This window comes from Streptomyces sp. NPDC017246 (genome assembly GCF_044331325.1).
GTDB lineage: Bacteria > Actinomycetota > Actinomycetes > Streptomycetales > Streptomycetaceae > Streptomyces.
The window spans coordinates 279,631-296,899 of sequence record NZ_JBIRMW010000009.1 but is presented as its reverse complement, the minus strand read 5'-3'; the positions used below and the strand labels follow the sequence as shown (position 1 = coordinate 296,899).

The window sequence follows — 17,269 nt, the reverse complement described above, 5'->3', positions numbered from 1 at the left end:
GGTCGCCTGGACAACAAGTCCGGGCTGTTCTTCGAAAGGACGAAGTCTGGGGGGCCGGGGGGCCGTTACGCGGTACGGCCCCGGCGGGCGAGGAGCCGTACGACTCCGTCGCCGATGAGCTGGACGACGGTCACGATCAGGACCAGGACGACGACGGTGACCAGCATGAAGGTGGTGTCGAAGCGCTGGTATCCGTAGGTGACGGCCTTGGAGCCGAGGCCTTCGCCGCCGACCGCGCCGGCCATCGCGGAGTAGCCGATGAGGACGATGACGGTGGTGGTGACGCCCGAGACCAGCGAGGGAAGGGCCTGCGGGAGCAGCACCTTGCGGACGATGGTGGGGATGCCGCCGCCCATGGCCTGGACGGCCTCGACGAGTCCGTGGTCGACCTCGCGGACGGAGGTCTCGACGAGGCGCGCGAAGAAGGGGATGGCGCCGATGGCGAGGGGCACGATCATCGCGGTCGGGCCGATGAAGGTGCCGACGACGAGGGTGGTGAAGGGGATCAGGGCGATCAGCAGGATGATGAAGGGCAGCGAACGCCCGATGTTCACGATCGCACCGACGACCTTGTTGACCGGCAGGTTCTGCAGCAGTCCGCCCTTGTCCGTGAGGACGAGGAGGATGCCGAGCGGCAGGCCGCCGAGCACGGTGACGACGGTGGCCCACAGGACCATGTAGAGCGTGTCGACGGTGCCCTGCTCCAGCAGGGGCTGCATCTCGGCCCAGGTCACTTGGCACCTTCCTTCACGAGCAGGGTCGCCGCGTCCTGGGCAACCGTTTCTTCGGTGAGCGTCTCCTCGACGACCTCGACCTGGAGGCCCTGCTCGCGCAGGAAGCCGACCGGGACGACGTTGTCCTCGTACCGTCCGGGCAGCTCGATCCGCATCCGGCCGATCTGCTTGCCGCCGACCGTGTCCATCGCCGCCCCGAGGATCGAGATGTCGATGTTGTACGTGCGGGAGAGCTGCGAGATGACGGGCTGCGTCGCGGCGTCGCCGTGGAAGGTGACGTCGACGACCGTGCGGTCGGGGCCGGTGTGGGCGCCGCTGACCGGGAAGAGCTCGGCGGCCAGCTGGGAGCCGGGAGTGGCGAGCAGTTCGCCGACGGTGCCGGTCTCGACGACACGGCCGTGCTGCATCAGCGCGGCGGAGTCGCAGATCGTCTTCACGACGTCCATCTCGTGCGTGATGAGCAGGACGGTGAGGCCGAGCTGCCGGTTGAGGTCGCGCAGCAGCTGGAGGATGGAGCGGGTGGTCTCCGGGTCGAGGGCGCTGGTGGCCTCGTCGGAGAGCAGCACCTTGGGCTCGCCGGCCAGGGCGCGGGCGATGCCGACGCGCTGCTTCTGGCCGCCGGAGAGCTGGCCGGGGTAGGCCCTGGCCTTGTCGGCGAGGCCGACCAGGTCGAGGAGTTCGAGGGCCCGGCGGGAGCGCTCGGCGCCGGAGACGCCGAGGATCTCCAGGGGAAGTTCGATGTTGTCCTTCACCGTGCGGGAGGACAGCAGGTTGAAGTGCTGGAAGACCATGCCGATGCTGCTGCGCGCCCGGCGCAGGTCCTTGCCCGCGCGGCGGCCCTTCCCGGCGAGGGCGGTGAGGTCGACTCCGTCGACGGTCACGGTGCCGGAGGTGGGGCGCTCCAGGAGGTTGACGCAGCGGATGAGCGAGGACTTGCCGGCGCCGCTCTGGCCGATCACGCCGAACACCTCGCCCTCGCGGACGTGGAGGTCGACGCCGTCCAGAGCGGTGACCTGCCGGCCGCGCGACTCGTAGACCTTGGTCAGGCCCGAAGTGGTGATCACAGGGGTTTCCGTCACTGTCGAGTGCGCGACGCGGGGTCCGTCGTGCACGGGGCATTCGTCTTCGGACAGTCAGGCGCACGGAGGCCGCTCCGGCGGGTGGCCGGGAGGGGGCGTGGTGCGCGGGGCGGGCACGGTCCATCGCCTGTCGGCGGGAGGAACGGCACGGCCGTCGGGTCTCGCTTCGGGGCGCGAAACTCAGGCGGGGGCCCTCAGAAGGCGCACATTCGACACATACAACGAGCACCGGGCGTCGTGATCGCCTCGGTCGCAAGGATGCGGCTGCTCGTCGTGGTCATGTCTGCAAGTAAAGCATGCGCAGGTGCGAACGAAAGGGGGCTGTCCGAATAGCGGACGTCATTGAGACGCCATACGGACACCCGGGAGGCCGCCCCTCCGTTCCTTCCTTCTTGTGTGGCCTGCGGGGAAGGGGCCGCTCCCGCGGTGACCGCGCGGGGTACGCCGGAGCCTTCGGGGGCCCCGTTTGTGGCCAAGGCCACGGTCCTCGTGGGGACACCCCGCGGAGGCACGGGGGGCGAGCGCATCGGGCCTTTCGGACCGTAATACCCTCGGGCGCATGCTTGACGCCCTGACGGTCGCGGTCTCCGTGGCCGCGCTCGCCCTCGCCGCCTGGTGCGGCTTCGCCGCCTTCCGCGACCAGTCGACCAAGGACTGGCACTTCATCGGCATGGCCGTGGTGACCTTCCTCGTCCTGGTCCAGCTGGTCGTCGGGATCGTGCAGCTGGTGCGCGGCGAGAAGGCCGAGGAGGGCACGACGATCTTCGTCGCCTATCTGCTCGGGGCGCTGTGCGCGGTGCCCGTCGCCGGCTTCATGTCGCTCACGGAGCGCAGCCGGTGGGGTTCGGCCACGGTGGCCGCCGGCGCGGTCGTCCTGGCCGTGCTCGAAGTGCGTCTCTACGACATCTGGACGGTGGGCTGACCATGACCGCGACACAGGAGAAGCGGGGAACCGAGGAGCCGGCCGGCGGCGGTTCGCGGACCCGTCTGGTCTCGGGCCCGGGCATCCTGCTCGTCTGGCTGTACGGCGTGATGTCGGTGGGAGCGGTCTCCCGCTCGATCTACCAGATCGCGACCGAGTTCGACCGGGCCCCGCTCGCCTACACCCTGTCGGCGGTGGCGGCGGTCGTCTACGCCTTCATCACCTACACGCTGGTACGGGGCGGGGAGAAGGCCCGCAGGGCGGCGCTGGTGTGCTGCGCCGCCGAGCTCGCGGGCGTACTGGTCGTCGGGACCTGGACGCTGGTCGAGCCGTCCGCCTTCCCGGACGCGACGGTCTGGTCGGACTACGGCTACGGCTATCTCTTCATTCCGGTGCTGCTTCCGCTGACCGGCATCTGGTGGCTGCGCCGGTCGCGCGCCGCGGTGGCCGCCTGAGTCAGGCGGCGTCCTTCTCCAGGGTCACCAGGGTGAGTCCGGGGCCCACCTCGCGGGTGCCGACCTGCGCGTACCCCTTGCTGCGGTAGAGGCGCAGATTGCCCTCGCTGCGGTGACCGGTGAAGAGCTGGAAGCGCTTGGCGGGCGGCGCCGGTCGGGCGGTGGTGTCCGCGAAGTGGCGCTCGATGCCGTCGAGGAGCCGGCCGCCGAGACCGTGCCGCCGCATGCGCGGGTGGACGATCAGCTTGGCGATCCGCACCGTGCCGTCCTCGTCGAGGCGGGCCCGTACGGAGGCGACGACCTCGTCACCGAGGCGGGCCACCAGCCCGTACCCCTCGTCCAGTTCGGCGCGCAGGGCGTCGAGCGACTGGGTGAGCGGTTCGATGGACCAGTCCCCGTACAGCTCCGCCTCGCTCTGGTAGCAGAGGTACTGCAGCTTCAGAATGTGCTCCGCGTCCTGCGCGTCCGCTGCTGAGATGGTCACACTCAGGCCCATGTGTGCACGCCTCCCGCTCATCTGGTCGATCATCGGTTTACCGCACCCTTCCCCGTCGACCGGGGGCGGGAACCTCTGCAGCCAGCATTCTGCGCAGGCATCCCAGGCAACGGGAACGCATCGGCCCCAGACTGCCCTGTGAGATACCCAACTCTCCTGCGATTTCCCGGTAGGTGTGGTCCTCGGGATCGAGCATCGCGGTCAGCACGCGAGGGCAGCGGCCGGGCGTCCGGGTGACGGCGGCGCGCAGGGTGCGGCGTCCCTCGGCGGCCATCAGGGAGTGCTCCGGGGAGCCGTGGGGCTCCGAACCGCCGGCCTCGTGGGCGGGCTCGTCTCGGTACGGGCGCTCGCGGTCGCTGGTCCTGCGGGCGCGGCGGGCCTCCGCGCGGACGGCCCGGCGCAGCCATTCGGCGGGCCGCTCGGGGGCGGCTCCGGTCTCCCGGAGCTGCTCCAGGAGTCGGAGCCAGACGGCCTGTTCCAGGTCGCCGGGGTCCATGCCGGCGGCCGGCGCCTCGGCGTCCGACTCGGCGGCGAGCAGCGGGGCGAGCGCGGCGAGGAGCCCGGGGGTGGCGGCCGCGTGGCCGGTCCCGGGAGTGGCGGAAGCGACGGGGGTGGTGGTGCCGGGGGTGGTCATGACCGGCACGATGCCGGGGCACGCGTGCGTGGTTGCGGTGCGCGGGCTAAACCACCCGGGAGGACGGTGTGCGGGCCCGGTCGCCGGGCCCGCACACCCCACCCGGCTCAGTCGCGGGCGGTGAAGTCCGCCGCTCCGAGCAGAGCGGTGTCGGGGTTGTCGGAGAAGATGCCGTCGATCCCCGTCTCCAGGTACCGCTTCAGGGCCCCGAAGGAGTCGCCGTACGCCGTCGGGTCCGTCCCGCGGCGGAAGTCCGCGGGGAGGAAGCTGTTCTCGTTGCGGTGCGTGTACGGGTGGAGGATCAGGCCCTGCGCGTGCGCGTCGCGGACCAGGGTGGTCGGGTCGCCGAGACGGCCGCTCGCGTCCTTGGGGATCACCAGGTCGAGGGTGGGACCGATACCCCGCGCGTACGAGGCGATCCAGCGCAGGCCCTTGGGCGTGACCAGGTCGGCGACCGTGCGCGGGTCCCCGGACTGGACGAAGTCCCAGGGGCGGCTGCTCGCGCCGGAGAGCAGGACCACGCCGGGCGAGTCCACCAGCTTCGCGAGGCGCTGGATGCTGCTGGGCTCGAAGGACTGGAGGAAGACCGGGGAGTTCGCGCGGTGGCGGCCGTAGCGGCGCAGCAGCTTGGCGAGCCGCTCCTCCAGACCGAGGCCGAGGGAGCGGAAGTAGGTGGGGTGCTTGGTCTCGACGTGGAGCCAGATCTCGCGGCCCCGGCGGCGGCCCTCCTCCTCGGCCCAGCGCAGGACCTCCTCGAAGGTGGGGATCGTCCAGCGGCCGTCGTAGAGGGTGTTCTCCTGGCGGACGGCGGGGATGCGCTCCTTGGCCCGCAGCGTCCTGAGCTCGGCGAGTGTGAAGTCCTCGGTGAACCAGCCGGTGTACGAGACGCCGTCGACGCTCTTGGTGGTCTTCCGGGACGCGAACCCGGGGTGGTCGGCGACGTCGGTGGTGCCGGTGATGTCGTTCTCGTGGCGGCAGACCAGGTGGCCGTCCTTGGTGGGGACGAGGTCCTGCTCGATGACGTGGGCACCGAGGTCGAGGGCGTGCCGGTAGGAGCCGAGGGTGTGCTCGGGGCGGTAGCCGCTGGCGCCGCGGTGGGCGATGACGGTGGGGACGGGGAGGGAACGGTAGCCGCCGTGCCCGTGGCCCGCCGCGGAGGGCCGCGTCCCGGCCGCCTGCGCGGTGCCGGCGCCGGCCGCGAGGGCCGTGGAGGCGCCGAGGACGGTGGCGCCCGCCGCTCCGAGAACCGTGCGCCGGGCCGGGATCCGGCGTTCGCCCTGGGTCATGAAGTGTCCTCCTGTGTCATGTCCCGCACCTGTCGACGGGTGCCCCCGACGCTAGGCACCGGGCCCCTACGGATGGCAGACCTCCGCCGAACATGGCGGAAACACACGTCAACACTGCGTATCCACTCGGTGAACCCGATGTGCGCGCGGACGTGACCCGCGAGTATCGTCGCCAGCTGCACCGTCAGCTCGACTGACCCGCATCCCACCGGAGGAACCGTTGTCCCGTCTCGCGATCATCAAGGCCGTGCTCGGACCGGTCATGCGCCTGATGTTCCGCCCCCGCGTGGAGGGCGTCGAGAACATCCCGGGGACCGGTCCCGTCATCCTCGCGGGCAACCACCTCACCTTCATCGACTCGATGATCATGCCGATCTGCCTGGACCGTCCGGTCTACTTCATCGGCAAGGACGAGTACGTGACGGGCAAGGGCGTCAAGGGCCGGGCGATGGCCTGGTTCTTCACCAGCGTCGGCATGATCCCGGTGGACCGGGACGGCGGCCGCGGTGGTGTGGCGGCTCTCATGACCGGCCGCCGGATCCTCGAGGAGGGCAAGATCTTCTCGATCTACCCGGAGGGCACCCGCTCCCCCGACGGCCGTCTGTACCGGGGCCGTACGGGCATCGCACGGCTCACCCTGATGACGGGCGCGCCGGTCATCCCCTTCGCGATGATCGGCACCGACAAGATCCAGCCGGGCGGGGCGGGCTTCCCGCGGCCGGGCCGGGTGACGGTCCGCTTCGGCGAGCCGATGGAGTTCTCCCGGTACGACGGGATGGACCGCGACCGCTATGTGCTGCGAGCCGTGACGGACTCGGTGATGGCCGAGGTGATGCGCCTCTCGGGGCAGGAGTATGTGGACATGTACGCCACCAAGGCGAAGGCCGCGTAGTCCCGCACACGACGTGAAGGTGCCCCGTACAGCCCTTGCTGTACGGGGCACCCGCGTATGCGGGAGCGTGTTCCCGGGCGTCAGTGCTCGACGCCGTCCTCCAGCTTCTGGCCCCTGAGCAGGAACCAGGCCGCGACCGCCGTCGCGAGGAGAACGACCGCGCCGACACCGGCCGCGATCCGCAGTCCGTCGACGAAGGCCTCCTGCGCGGCCGACACCAGGGCAGTCGCCGTGTCCGGGGCGAGGCCGCCGGAGGCCTCGACCGCGCCGCCGAGCGATTCGTGGGCGGCGGACGCGACGTCGGAGGGCACACCGGCCGGGGTGGCGAAGTCCCGGTAGACGCCGGTCACGATCGAACCGAGGACGGCGATGCCGAGCGCGGCGCCCAGTTCGTATGCGGTCTCGGAGACCGCGGAGGCCGATCCGGCCTGGTCCTTCGGGACGGTGGAGAGGATGACGTCCGCGGTGACGGTGAAGGCGAAACCGGCGCCCACGCCGACCACGAGCAGGGCGGCGCCGAGCAGCGGGTAGCCGGTGTGCTGGTCCAGGGTCGTCAGGACGGCGAGGGAGAGACCGACCGCCGCGAGACCGCCGGCCACCACGGACCGCACCGAGAAGCGACGGGCCACGAGGCCCGCGATCAGGCCCGCCGTGACGGCGCCGACGGCCGCCGGGAGTTCGGCGAGTCCGGCCTCCAGGGGCTGGCGGCCCTGGACCAGCTGGAAGAACTGGGACAGGAAGAACACCAGGCCGGAGAGGCCGAGGATGGTCAGCAGGTCGGCGAGGACGGCGCCCGAGAAACCGCGGTGGCGGAACAGCCGCATGTCCAGGAGCGGCGCGGGCAGGGTCAGCTGCCTGCGGACGAACCAGGTCAGGGCCGCGGCACCGGCGAGGGCGGCGACGCCCGCGTCGAGGGAGAGACCGTGCGAGGCCAGCTCCTTGATCGCGTAGACGACGCCGATCAGACCGACGAGGGAGAGCCCGACGCTCGGCAGGTCCCAGGGGCCCGGGGCGGGGTTCTTGGATTCGGGGATCAGCTTGATGCCGACGAGGACGAGGACCGCCATGACGGGCAGGTTGATGAGGAAGACCGAGCCCCACCAGAAGTGCTCCAGGAGGAAACCGCCGACGACCGGGCCGACGGCGGCACCGGCCGAGGCCATGGCACCCCAGATGCCGATGGCGAGGCTGCGCTCGCGCGGGTCGTGGAAGAGGTTGCGGATGAGCGCCAGGGTGGACGGCATCAGGGTCGCTCCGGCGACACCGAGCAGCGCACGGGCCGCGATCATCATCTCGGGGCTGGTCGCGTAGGCGTTCAGCACGGAGACGGCGCCGAAGGCGGTGGCACCGATCAGGAGCAGCTTCTTGCGGCCGATGCGGTCGCCGAGGCTGCCCATGGAGACCAGGAGTCCGGCGATGACGAAGGAGTAGACGTCACCGATCCAGAGGAGCTGGGTGCCGGAGGGCTTCAGGTCCTCGGAGAGGAAGGGGGTGGCGAGTCCGAGCACCGTGGCGTCGACGGCCACGAGGAGGACGGCCAGGACGAGAACGGAGAGGGCGAGCCACCGGCCGGGGCGGCGCACGCCCTCGGTATGGCCCGCGGTCTTGAGGGTGCTGGTGGTCACTTCTCCACGCTCCTGCGCGCTCCGCCGAGCAGCAGCTCGGCGATCATGTACTGGAAGTCCTTGGCCGCGACCCGGCCGTCCTGCACGGCCCAGGCCCCGGAGCCGACGAGCCCGTAGAAGGCCTCGGTGAGCCAGGCGGGGGTCAGGTCGATCCGGAAGACGCCGTGCTCCTGGCCGCTCCGGAAGAGCGCGGAGACGCGGGCGTCGATGCGCGCCCAGCCGACGTGCTGCTGGTCTCCCTCGAAGAGCTGGTTCTCGGTGACGAGGAACGACAGCAGCGGTGCGACGTGCTCGACCTCGGCGATGAGCCGGCGTACGACCTCGTCCTCGGGGCCGTCGTCGAGCCTCGCCCGGTCGAGGGCCGCCTCCATCTCCTGGAGTCCGAGCTCTTCGAGCGCCCGCACCAGGGCGTCCCGCCCGGCGAAGTGCCGGTGCAGGGTGGCACGGCCGATCCCGGCGGCCCGGGCGACCTCGTCCATCGTGGCGGTCGCCTTGCGGGAGAGCAGGGCGGCCGCGTCACGGAGCACCTGGGTGCGATCGACTGACATGAGACGACCATACACCGAATGAGACATCAATGTCTCATCTAAGCTCGCGCTGGCCGAGGCGTACGAGCTGGTCTGGGCGACGACCTGGAAGGGTGAGGCGAACGAGTGGATCGGGCCCCACCTCGGGCTGCCCGAGCCGCCCTGGATCGACTGGCCCCAGATGCACGGAAAGGCCCCTCGCGGGACCTTCTGGAAGACGCGGTACATCCTGGAGTACGCGGCGGGGCGGCCGTTCGCCTGGGTCGACGACGACATCACCGCGTACGACCACGAGTACGTGGAGCAGAACCACCTCGCCGCCGCCCTGCTGCTGCACGCCGATCCCCGGATCGGGCTGATCCGGCCTGATTTCGACGCGCTCGCGGACTGGGCGGCGGCGCTGTGACGTCCTGAGCGGCCCGGCGGGCCGGGGGTCACTTCTTGGCGGTGGCCCAGGCGTGCTGGATCACCAGGTCCGCCTTGACCTCGACGAGCTGGACGGCGACCGCCGAGGGGGCGGTGCCGCCGCGGCCGTCACGGGAGGCGAGGGCGCCGGGGACGTCGAGGACCGTGCGGACCTCGGGAGTGAGGTGCTCGGAGATCTTGGCGAACTGCTCGTCCGTCAGCTCGTCCAGCTCCTTGCCCTCGGACTCGGCGACCTTCACGCACTCGCCGGCCACCTCGTGCGCCACCCGGAACGGCACGCCCTGCTTGACCAGCCACTCCGCGATGTCCGTCGCGAGCGAGAAGCCGGCCGGGGCCAGCTCCTCCATGCGCTCCCGGTTCACGGTCAGCGTGGCCATCATGCCGGTGAAGGCGGGCAGCAGGACCTCCAGCTGGTCGCAGGAGTCGAAGACCGGCTCCTTGTCCTCCTGGAGATCCCGGTTGTAGGCGAGCGGGAGCGCCTTGAGCGTGGCGAGGAGGCCGGTGAGGTTGCCGATGAGGCGGCCGGACTTGCCGCGGGCGAGCTCGGCGATGTCGGGGTTCTTCTTCTGCGGCATGATCGACGAGCCGGTGGAGAACGCGTCGTGGAGGGTCACGAAGGAGAACTCCTTCGTGTTCCAGATGATGATCTCCTCCGCGATCCGCGAGAGGTTGATGCCGATCATCGCGGTGATGAAGGCGAACTCGGCGACGAAGTCCCGGGAGGCCGTGCCGTCGATCGAGTTGCCGACCGAGCCGCGCTCGAAGCCCAGGTCCTTGGCGACCGCCTGCGGGTCGAGCCCGAGGGAGGAGCCGGCGAGGGCGCCGGAGCCGTACGGGGAGACCGCCGTCCGGGTGTCCCACTGGCGCAGCCGCTCGGCGTCCCGGGAGAGGGACTGGGCGTGGGCCAGGACATGGTGGGCGAAGAGCACGGGCTGGGCGTGCTGGAGGTGCGTACGGCCGGGCATGGCGACGTCCGCGTGCGCCTCGGCGAGGCCGACGAGGGCGTCCTGGAGGTCGGCCACGAGACCGCCGATGATCCGGGCGTGGTCGCGCAGGTACATCCGGAAGAGGGTGGCGACCTGGTCGTTGCGGGACCGGCCGGCGCGCAGCTTGCCGCCGAGGTCCGGGCCGACGCGCTCCAGGAGACCCCGCTCCAGGGCGGTGTGGACGTCCTCGTCGGCGATGGTGCCGACGAGGGAGCCGTCGGCGACGTCCGCCTCCAGCCGGTCGAGGCCGGCGAGCATCCCGGTCAGTTCGTCGTCGGTGAGCAGCCCGGCCTTGTGCAGCACGCGCGCGTGGGCACGGGAACCGGCGATGTCGTACGGCGCGAGGCGCCAGTCGAAGTGGACCGACGCGGAGAGCTTCGCCAGGGCCTCGGCGGGACCGTCGGCGAACCGTCCGCCCCAGAGCCGGACATCACCGTTGTTGCTGCTCACTGCTGCTCCTCAGTCTTCGCGACCATCGATATGCATGAGTATGCAGAACTCCGCATGATTCGTCAATGCGGGGTCCGCTCGGGCGAGAGGCGAGACAACCGCGGAGGGCAGGCGCGGGACGGCCACTCCGGTCCGGCACATGACACCGCCCGAACCCCTGCCGCCCCCGCCTCCCACCGAGCGCCGCTCTCCCGAAGAACGACCGCCGCGCGGAAAGGGCATCGCCGCGACCGCGGGAGCGGGCCGCGCCGAGGACGCGGCCGGGCTCGACCAGGGCGGCGAGGGGCCGCCGGGGCACGGACCACCGACGGACCGCTGGGCGAGACGCCCTCCCCCCGGTCACCGCCCGTCAGAAAGAATCAGGACCATGGGAAAAACCTACGAACGTATCGACGGGCGGCTCCGTGCCTTCATAGAGGCCCAGCCGGTGTACTTCACCGCGACCGCGCCCCTCTCCGGGGACGGTCACGTCAACCTCTCTCCCAAGGGCCGCCGGGGCACTCTCGTCGTGCTCGACGAACTGACCCTCGCCTACGTCGACTTCGGCGGGAGCAGCGCCGAGACGATCGCGCACCTGCGCGAGCCCGGGAACGGGCGGATCACCCTCATGTGGACGGCCTTCTCCGGACCGCCGACCGTCGTGCGCGTGCACGGCACCGGTGAGGCCGTGTTCCGGGACGACCCGCGCTGGCCTGAGCTGTTCGCCCGGTTCCCCGCCGAGGCCGTCGAGGGGCAGGGCAGCGCGCGGGCGATCGTCGTCGTGCACGCCCGGCGGGTCAGTGACGCCTGCGGATTCGCCGTCCCGCTGATGGAGTACCAGGAGGACCGGACCCTGCACGCCGAGTACTTCAACCGGAAGACCGACGCGGAGTTCAACACCTACTGCGAGGGCAAGGACCACATCGCCAGCAGCCTCGACGGGCTGCCCGCGCTGCCGCTGCCCCTGCCGCCGCAGCACGCCGAATAGCACCGCCCGCCGATCGGCCCCGTACCGCGCGCGTGGCCCGGCCCCGCGCCCTAGCCTCGCGGCCATGCGCACCCTTCTGCCGCTCGGCGCCGCCGCCCTGCTCTCCCTGGGCGCCGCGCCCGCCCCCGTACCGCTGCCCGCACGGATGGCGGACACCGGCGGCGGCTCCCAGCTGATCACCGCCGAGGCCGCGGACACCCGTGCCACCACCGGCACCCTGACCTGGTGGGACCGGCGCGGCGGCCGATGGGTGAGGGCGGGCTCCGCGCCGGCCCGGTTCGGGGCGAAGGGGCTCGCCGAGGGCACGCGGCGGCGGCAGGGCACGAACACCACACCCACCGGGCTCTACCGACTGCCGTACGCCTTCGGGATCGCGGCCGCGCCCACGGGGACCTCGTACCGCTACGTCCGGGTGACCGAACGGTCCTGGTGGTGCCAGGACAACGACTCACGGGCGTACAACCGCTGGGTCGAGGGACCGCCCCGGGACTGCCGGGCCGCCGAGGCCGAGCGCCTCGTCACGTACCGCCGTCCGTACACGCACGCACTCGTCATCGGCTTCAACTACGACCGTCCCGTACGCGGGCGCGGCGCCGGGATCTTCCTGCACGTCAACGGCAGCGGGGCGACCGCCGGTTGTGTGTCCGTACCGGCCGACGCGATGCGCGCGGTGCTCGCCTGGGCCGATCCCGCGCGCCGACCGCACATCGCCGTCGGAACGCGAGGCGGTCCGACGGCGATCACGCGCTACTGAACTCCGGGGCTCACTTCTGCGCCAGCTTCAGCAGATGGTCGGCGAGCGCCTGGCCGCCCGACGGGTCACGGCTGATGAGCAGCAGGGTGTCGTCACCCGCGATCGTGCCGAGGATCGCCCGGAGTTCGGCCTGGTCGATGGCCGACGCGAGGAACTGGGCGGCGCCCGGCGGGGTCCGCAGGACCACCAGGTTGGCCGACGCCTCGGCGGAGATCAGCAGCTCCCCGGAGAGGCGCCGCATGCGCTCCTCCTTGGCGGACTCGCCCAGCGGCGCCTGCGGGGTGCGGAAACCGCCCTCGCTGGGCACCGCGTAGATCAGCTCGCCGCCGGTGTTGCGGATCTTCACCGCGCCCAGCTCGTCGAGGTCGCGGGAGAGCGTCGCCTGGGTGACGCTCAGCCCGTCGTCCGCGAGGAGCTTGGCGAGCTGGCTCTGCGAGCGCACCGGCTGCCGGTTGAGGATGTCGACGATCCTGCGGTGGCGTGCGGTGCGGGTCTGCGGAACGGACGGCCCGCCGTGCTCATTTTCCTGCGCGTCGGTCATCGTCGTCTCATTCTCCGGTTCGTCCTTGCCCGTTCGCCACGTCGAGGACTCCCGGCAGCGCCTGGAGGAAGGCGTCCGCCTCGGCGTCGGTGAGGACCAGCGGAGGCATGATCCGTACGACGTCGGGGGCGGGCGCGTTCACCAGAAGGCCGGCGTCCTGAGCCGCCTGCTGCACCTGCGGTGCGAGGGACTCCGTGAGCACGATACCCAGCAGGAGGCCCGCACCACGGACGTGGGAGACCAGCGGGTGCCCCAGACCCTCGATTCCCTGCCGCAGCCGCTCCCCGACGGCCTTCACATGGTCGAGGGCGGCGTCGGCGCCGAGGGTGTCCAGGACGGCGAGGCCGGCGGCGCAGGCGACCGGGTTGCCGCCGAAGGTCGTGCCGTGGTGACCGGGCCCGAAGAGCTCCGCGGCCGGGCCGAAGGCGACGGTCGCGCCGATCGGGAGACCGCCGCCGAGGCCCTTGGCGAGGGTGACGACATCGGGCTCGACGCCCTCGTGGGCCTGGTACTCGAACCAGTGGCCGCAGCGTCCGATGCCGGTCTGCACCTCGTCGAGGACGAGGAGGGTGCCGGTGGCGCGGGTGATCTCCCGGGCCGCCTTGAGGTAGCCGGGCGGCGGGACGACCACACCGTTCTCGCCCTGGATCGGCTCGATGATCACGAGGGCGGTGTCCTCGGTGACCGCGGCGCGCAGCGCGTCGACGTCGCCGTACGGGACGTGGGTGACGTCGCCGGGCAGCGGCAGGAACGGGTCCTGCTTGCCGGGCTGGCCGGTGAGCGCGAGGGAGCCCATGGTCCGGCCGTGGAAACCGCCCCGGGTCGCGACCATGTGGGAGAGGCCGGTGAGCCGGCCGAGCTTGAAGGCGCCTTCGACGGCCTCGGCACCGGAGTTGCAGAAGAAGACCTTGCCGGGCCGGCCGAAGAGGGCGAGGAGCCTCTCGGCGAGGGCGACCGGCGGCTCGGCGACGAAGAGGTTGGAGACATGGCCGAGGGTCTGGATCTGCCGGGTGACGGCCTCGACGATCGCCGGATGGCCGTGCCCGAGCGCGTTGACGGCGATGCCGCCGACGAAGTCCAGGTACTCCTTGCCGTCGGCGTCCCAGACCTTGGCGCCCTCACCACGGACCAGGGGCAGCCGGGGGGTGCCGTAGTTGTTCATCAGCGAGCCCTGCCACCGCCGGGTCAGCTGCTCGTTGCCGGGCTCCGCGCTGTCGCTCATCAGTCCCCCTGTCCGTCCGGCACGACCATCGTGCCGATGCCCTCGTCGGTGAAGATCTCCAGCAGGATCGAGTGCTGGACCCGGCCGTCGATCACGCGGGCCGTGGTGACCCCGTTCCGTACGGCGTGCAGGCAGCCCTCCATCTTGGGGACCATGCCGCTGGAGAGCTCGGGCAGCAGCTTCTCCAGCTGGCTCGCGGTGAGCCGGCTGATGACCTCGTCGCTGCGCGGCCAGTCCTCGTAGAGGCCCTCGACGTCGGTCAGGACCATCAGCGTCTCGGCGCCCAGCGCCGCAGCGAGTGCCGCAGCCGCCGTATCAGCATTGACGTTGTAGACATGTCCGTCGTCCTGGGAGCGGGCGATCGAGGAGATGACCGGGATCCGGCCGTCCTCCAGGAGCGCCTGGATGGCGCCGGTGTCGATGGCGGTGATCTCACCGACCCGGCCGATGTCGATCCGCTCGCCGGCGATGACCGGCCGGTGCCGGGTGGCGGTGATGGTGTGGGCGTCCTCGCCGGTGAGCCCGACGGCGAGCGGGCCGTGCTGGTTGAGCAGCCCGACGAGCTCGCGCTGGACCTGGCCCGCGAGAACCATCCGTACGACGTCCATGGCGTCCTCGGTGGTGACCCGCAGGCCCGCCTTGAACTCGCTCACGATGCCGTGGCGGTCGAGGGCGGCGCTGATCTGGGGGCCGCCGCCGTGCACGACGACCGGCTTGAGGCCGGCCTGGCGCAGGAAGACGACGTCCTGGGCGAAGGCGGCCTTGAGGTCCTCGTCGATCATGGCGTTGCCGCCGAACTTGATGACGACCGTCTTGCCGTTGTGCCGTGTGAGCCAGGGCAGGGCCTCGATGAGGATCTGCGCCTTGGGGAGGGCGGTGTGTTTCCGGGTCGTGCTCTCGGCCGACGAGGCCGCGGGCTTCTCGGGGTCGCTCGTGGGGTCGCTCATGACGAGTACGCGCTGTTCTCGTGGACGTAGTCGGCCGTGAGGTCGTTCGCCCAGATGACGGCGGACTCGGTGCCGGCGGCGAGGTCGGCGGTGACGGTGACCTCCCGGTAGCGCATGTCGACCAGGTCGCGGTCCTCGCCGACGGAGCCGTTCTTGCAGACCCACACGCCGTTGATGGCGACGTTCAGCTCGTCGGGCTCGAAGGCCGCCGCCGTCGTGCCGATGGCGGAGAGCACCCGGCCCCAGTTGGGGTCCTCGCCGTGGATGGCGCACTTGAGGAGGTTGTTACGGGCGATGGACCGGCCCACCTCGACGGCGTCGTCCTCGGTGGCCGCGTTGATCACCTCGATGCGGATGTCCTTGCTGGCTCCCTCGGCGTCGCCGATGAGCTGGCGGGCGAGGTCGTCGCAGACCTCCCGCACGGCCTCGGTGAACGCGTCCTGCGCGGGAGCGGTCCCGGAGGCGCCGGAGGCGAGCAGCAGCACCGTGTCGTTGGTGGACATGCAGCCGTCGGAGTCGACCCGGTCGAAGGTGACACGGGTGGCGCCCCGGAGCGCGCTGTCCAGACCCGCGCTGTCGACGTCGGCGTCGGTGGTGAGGACGACGAGCATGGTGGCGAGCCCGGGGGCGAGCATGCCCGCGCCCTTGGCCATCCCGCCCACCGTCCAGCCGTCCCTGGTGACCACGGAGGTCTTGTGGACGGTGTCGGTGGTCTTGATGGCGATGGCGGCCTTCTCGCCACCGTGCTCGGAGAGCTCGGCCGCGGCCTTCTCGACGCCGGGGAGGAGCTTGTCCATGGGGAGCAGGAGGCCGATGAGGCCGGTGGACGCGACGGCGACCTCGCCGGCGCCGACGTCCGTGCCCTTGGCGCTCAGGACCTCGGCGACCTTCTCGGCGGTGGCGTGGGTGTCCTGGAAGCCCTGGGGTCCGGTGCAGGCGTTGGCGCCGCCGGAGTTGAGGACGACGGCGGTCAGCTCGCCGTCGGCGAGGACCTGCTGGGACCAGACGACGGGGGCGGCCTTGACGCGGTTGGAGGTGAAGACTCCCGCGGCGGCGCGGCGGGGCCCGGTGTTGACCACGAGGGCCAGGTCCGGGTTGCCGTTCTGCTTGATCCCGGCGGCGATGCCCGCCGCCGTGAATCCCTTCGCTGCGGTGACACTCACGGCGCCACTCCAATCGTGGAAAGTCCGGTGCTCTCGGGGAACCCGAGGGCGATGTTCATGCTCTGCACCGCGCCACCGGCGGTGCCCTTGGTGAGATTGTCGATGGCGCTGATCGCGATGATGCGGTTCGCCGCGGCGTCGTACGCGACCTGCACCTGAACGGCGTTGGAACCGTAGACGGACGCCGTCGCCGGCCACTGCCCCTCGGGCAGCAGGTGGACGAAGGGCTCGTCCGCGAAGGCCTTCTCGTAGGCGGCCCGTACGGCCTCGGCGGTGACGCCCGGCTTCGCGGTGGCGGTGCAGGTGGCGAGGATGCCGCGTGGCATCGGCGCCAGGGTCGGCGTGAAGGAGACGGTGACCCGCTCCCCCGCCGGTCCGCTGAGGTTCTGGATCATCTCGGGGGTGTGCCGGTGGCCGCCGCCGACGCCGTACGGGGACATGCTGCCCATGACCTCGCTGCCGAGGAGGTGCGGCTTGGCCGCCTTTCCCGCGCCGGAGGTGCCGGAGGCGGCGACGATCACGGCCTCGGGCTCAGCGAGCCCGTCGGCGTACGCGGGGAAGAGCGCCAGCGAGACGGCGGTGGGGTAGCAACCGGGCACCGCGACACGCTTGGACCCCTCCAGCGCGGCGCGGGCGCCCGGCAGTTCGGGGAGCCCGTACGGCCAGGTGCCGGCGTGCGGGGAGCCGTAGTACGTCTCCCAGTCCGCGGGCTCCTTGAGCCGGAAGTCCGCGCCCATGTCGACGACGAGGACGTCCGGGCCGAGCTGCTCGGCGACGGCGGCGGACTGCCCGTGCGGCAGCGCGAGGAAGACCACGTCGTGCCCGGCGAGCTCGTCGGCGGTGGTGGGCACGAGGACGCGGTCGGCGAGCGGCGGCAGGTGGGGCTGGAGCGCCCCGAGCCGCTGGCCGGCGTTGGAGTGGCCGGTCAGGGCGCCGATCTCCACGTGGGGGTGGGCGAGGAGAAGGCGCAGGAGCTCTCCGCCCGCGTATCCGCTCGCACCCGCCACTGCTACTCGTACCGTCATCGAAACCCTCCTCATGGATGGCATGACTATACGTGTCGACGCACTTTTATGCAACGAGGACGGGTAGGGGCTGCGGGAGGTCCTGCGACTCGGCGGCTCAGGTGACACCGTTCGCCACGTAGGTGCGCAGCCCCCTGT

Annotated in this window: 18 protein-coding genes and 1 pseudogene; 6 read left to right on the top strand and 13 right to left on the bottom strand. The window is 71.5% G+C overall.

Annotation, left to right across the window (positions count from 1 at the left end; translation table 11 throughout):
* Positions 1 to 65: 65 nt before the first annotated feature.
* A complete protein-coding gene (locus ACH4MY_RS22820; RefSeq protein ID WP_266964063.1) occupies positions 66 to 734 on the bottom strand; it encodes a methionine ABC transporter permease in 669 nt (222 codons plus the stop codon).
* Positions 731 to 1,798 (bottom strand): methionine ABC transporter ATP-binding protein, encoded by a 1,068-nt coding sequence (locus ACH4MY_RS22815; protein WP_398005554.1) that lies wholly within the window; start codon positions 1,796 to 1,798, stop codon positions 731 to 733. The genes ACH4MY_RS22820 and ACH4MY_RS22815 overlap by 4 nt, the downstream gene beginning before the upstream one ends.
* A 574-nt stretch (positions 1,799 to 2,372) precedes the next feature.
* Here ACH4MY_RS22815 and ACH4MY_RS22810 point away from each other — a divergent pair.
* Both ACH4MY_RS22810 and ACH4MY_RS22805 read left to right on the top strand, forming a co-directional pair.
* Positions 2,373 to 2,735, top strand: a complete 363-nt coding sequence (locus tag ACH4MY_RS22810; RefSeq protein ID WP_398005553.1) for a hypothetical protein — start codon at positions 2,373 to 2,375, stop codon at positions 2,733 to 2,735.
* 2 nt (positions 2,736 to 2,737) lie between these two features.
* Positions 2,738 to 3,190, top strand: coding sequence for a hypothetical protein (locus tag ACH4MY_RS22805; RefSeq protein WP_398005552.1), 453 nt, complete (start codon positions 2,738 to 2,740; stop codon positions 3,188 to 3,190).
* A gap of 1 nt (position 3,191) precedes the next feature.
* Here ACH4MY_RS22805 and ACH4MY_RS22800 read toward each other — a convergent pair whose 3' ends face one another.
* The 3 genes from ACH4MY_RS22800 to ACH4MY_RS22790 all read right to left on the bottom strand — a co-directional run bounded on the left by ACH4MY_RS22800 (position 3,192) and on the right by ACH4MY_RS22790 (position 5,606).
* Positions 3,192 to 3,686: a GNAT family N-acetyltransferase gene (locus ACH4MY_RS22800; protein WP_398005551.1), complete on the bottom strand. Its 495-nt coding sequence runs from the start codon at positions 3,684 to 3,686 to the stop codon at positions 3,192 to 3,194.
* Positions 3,687 to 3,723: 37 nt separating this feature from the next.
* Complete coding sequence (locus tag ACH4MY_RS22795; RefSeq protein ID WP_398005550.1) at positions 3,724 to 4,320, bottom strand: sigma-70 family RNA polymerase sigma factor; 597 nt, start codon at positions 4,318 to 4,320, stop codon at positions 3,724 to 3,726.
* Positions 4,321 to 4,427: 107 nt separating this feature from the next.
* Entirely contained in the window at positions 4,428 to 5,606 is a 1,179-nt protein-coding gene (locus ACH4MY_RS22790) for a glycerophosphodiester phosphodiesterase (protein ID WP_398005549.1), read from the bottom strand.
* 220 nt (positions 5,607 to 5,826) lie between these two features.
* On the opposite strand from ACH4MY_RS22790, the gene ACH4MY_RS22785 reads away from it, so the two are divergent.
* Positions 5,827 to 6,498, top strand: a complete 672-nt coding sequence (locus ACH4MY_RS22785) for a lysophospholipid acyltransferase family protein (protein WP_398005548.1) — start codon at positions 5,827 to 5,829, stop codon at positions 6,496 to 6,498.
* A gap of 80 nt (positions 6,499 to 6,578) precedes the next feature.
* Here the strand turns inward: ACH4MY_RS22785 and ACH4MY_RS22780 are convergent, their stop codons facing one another.
* Both ACH4MY_RS22780 and ACH4MY_RS22775 read right to left on the bottom strand, forming a co-directional pair.
* A complete protein-coding gene (locus ACH4MY_RS22780) occupies positions 6,579 to 8,123 on the bottom strand; it encodes an MFS transporter (RefSeq protein ID WP_398005547.1) in 1,545 nt (514 codons plus the stop codon).
* Positions 8,120 to 8,671: a TetR/AcrR family transcriptional regulator gene (locus tag ACH4MY_RS22775; protein WP_398005546.1), complete on the bottom strand. Its 552-nt coding sequence runs from the start codon at positions 8,669 to 8,671 to the stop codon at positions 8,120 to 8,122. Before ACH4MY_RS22775 ends, ACH4MY_RS22780 begins: the two co-directional genes overlap by 4 nt.
* A 43-nt stretch (positions 8,672 to 8,714) precedes the next feature.
* On the opposite strand from ACH4MY_RS22775, the pseudogene ACH4MY_RS22770 reads away from it, so the two are divergent.
* Positions 8,715 to 9,056: pseudogene (locus ACH4MY_RS22770) on the top strand (hypothetical protein); the annotation flags it as partial.
* Between the two features lie 28 nt (positions 9,057 to 9,084).
* Here ACH4MY_RS22770 and argH read toward each other — a convergent pair.
* Positions 9,085 to 10,512, bottom strand: a complete 1,428-nt coding sequence (argH, locus tag ACH4MY_RS22765) for an argininosuccinate lyase (protein ID WP_398005545.1) — start codon at positions 10,510 to 10,512, stop codon at positions 9,085 to 9,087.
* Positions 10,513 to 10,879: 367 nt separating this feature from the next.
* On the opposite strand from argH, the gene ACH4MY_RS22760 reads away from it, so the two are divergent.
* Positions 10,880 to 11,479: a pyridoxamine 5'-phosphate oxidase family protein gene (locus tag ACH4MY_RS22760; RefSeq protein ID WP_398005544.1), complete on the top strand. Its 600-nt coding sequence runs from the start codon at positions 10,880 to 10,882 to the stop codon at positions 11,477 to 11,479.
* A gap of 64 nt (positions 11,480 to 11,543) precedes the next feature.
* The gene (locus tag ACH4MY_RS22755; protein ID WP_398005543.1) at positions 11,544 to 12,233 is read left to right on the top strand and encodes a L,D-transpeptidase; all 690 of its coding nucleotides are present in this window, start codon (positions 11,544 to 11,546) and stop codon (positions 12,231 to 12,233) included.
* A gap of 10 nt (positions 12,234 to 12,243) precedes the next feature.
* Here ACH4MY_RS22755 and ACH4MY_RS22750 read toward each other — a convergent pair whose 3' ends face one another.
* From ACH4MY_RS22750 to argC, 5 genes are read right to left on the bottom strand one after another with little or no spacing between them, the layout of a single operon-like run.
* A complete protein-coding gene (locus ACH4MY_RS22750) occupies positions 12,244 to 12,774 on the bottom strand; it encodes an arginine repressor (RefSeq protein WP_189832391.1) in 531 nt (176 codons plus the stop codon).
* Between the two features lie 7 nt (positions 12,775 to 12,781).
* Positions 12,782 to 13,996: an acetylornithine transaminase gene (locus ACH4MY_RS22745; protein ID WP_398005542.1), complete on the bottom strand. Its 1,215-nt coding sequence runs from the start codon at positions 13,994 to 13,996 to the stop codon at positions 12,782 to 12,784.
* Entirely contained in the window at positions 13,996 to 14,943 is a 948-nt protein-coding gene (argB, locus tag ACH4MY_RS22740; protein WP_398005541.1) for an acetylglutamate kinase, read from the bottom strand. Before argB ends, ACH4MY_RS22745 begins: the two co-directional genes overlap by 1 nt.
* Complete coding sequence (gene argJ, locus ACH4MY_RS22735; protein ID WP_398005540.1) at positions 14,940 to 16,106, bottom strand: bifunctional glutamate N-acetyltransferase/amino-acid acetyltransferase ArgJ; 1,167 nt, start codon at positions 16,104 to 16,106, stop codon at positions 14,940 to 14,942. The genes argB and argJ overlap by 4 nt, the downstream gene beginning before the upstream one ends.
* Positions 16,103 to 17,131, bottom strand: a complete 1,029-nt coding sequence (gene argC, locus ACH4MY_RS22730; RefSeq protein WP_398005539.1) for an N-acetyl-gamma-glutamyl-phosphate reductase — start codon at positions 17,129 to 17,131, stop codon at positions 16,103 to 16,105. The genes argJ and argC overlap by 4 nt, the downstream gene beginning before the upstream one ends.
* Positions 17,132 to 17,269 lie beyond the last annotated feature (138 nt).

Coding starts and splice junctions, on each gene's coding strand:
- ACH4MY_RS22810 (WP_398005553.1), top strand. CDS start 2,373: ATGCTTGACGCCCTGACGGTCGCGGTCTCCGTGGCCGCGCTCGCCCTC.
- ACH4MY_RS22805 (WP_398005552.1), top strand. CDS start 2,738: ATGACCGCGACACAGGAGAAGCGGGGAACCGAGGAGCCGGCCGGCGGC.
- ACH4MY_RS22800 (WP_398005551.1), bottom strand. CDS start 3,686: ATGGGCCTGAGTGTGACCATCTCAGCAGCGGACGCGCAGGACGCGGAG.
- ACH4MY_RS22795 (WP_398005550.1), bottom strand. CDS start 4,320: ATGACCACCCCCGGCACCACCACCCCCGTCGCTTCCGCCACTCCCGGG.
- ACH4MY_RS22790 (WP_398005549.1), bottom strand. CDS start 5,606: ATGACCCAGGGCGAACGCCGGATCCCGGCCCGGCGCACGGTTCTCGGA.
- ACH4MY_RS22775 (WP_398005546.1), bottom strand. CDS start 8,671: ATGTCAGTCGATCGCACCCAGGTGCTCCGTGACGCGGCCGCCCTGCTC.
- ACH4MY_RS22760 (WP_398005544.1), top strand. CDS start 10,880: ATGGGAAAAACCTACGAACGTATCGACGGGCGGCTCCGTGCCTTCATA.
- ACH4MY_RS22755 (WP_398005543.1), top strand. CDS start 11,544: ATGCGCACCCTTCTGCCGCTCGGCGCCGCCGCCCTGCTCTCCCTGGGC.
- ACH4MY_RS22750 (WP_189832391.1), bottom strand. CDS start 12,774: ATGACCGACGCGCAGGAAAATGAGCACGGCGGGCCGTCCGTTCCGCAG.
- ACH4MY_RS22745 (WP_398005542.1), bottom strand. CDS start 13,996: ATGAGCGACAGCGCGGAGCCCGGCAACGAGCAGCTGACCCGGCGGTGG.
- argB (WP_398005541.1), bottom strand. CDS start 14,943: ATGAGCGACCCCACGAGCGACCCCGAGAAGCCCGCGGCCTCGTCGGCC.
- argC (WP_398005539.1), bottom strand. CDS start 17,131: ATGACGGTACGAGTAGCAGTGGCGGGTGCGAGCGGATACGCGGGCGGA.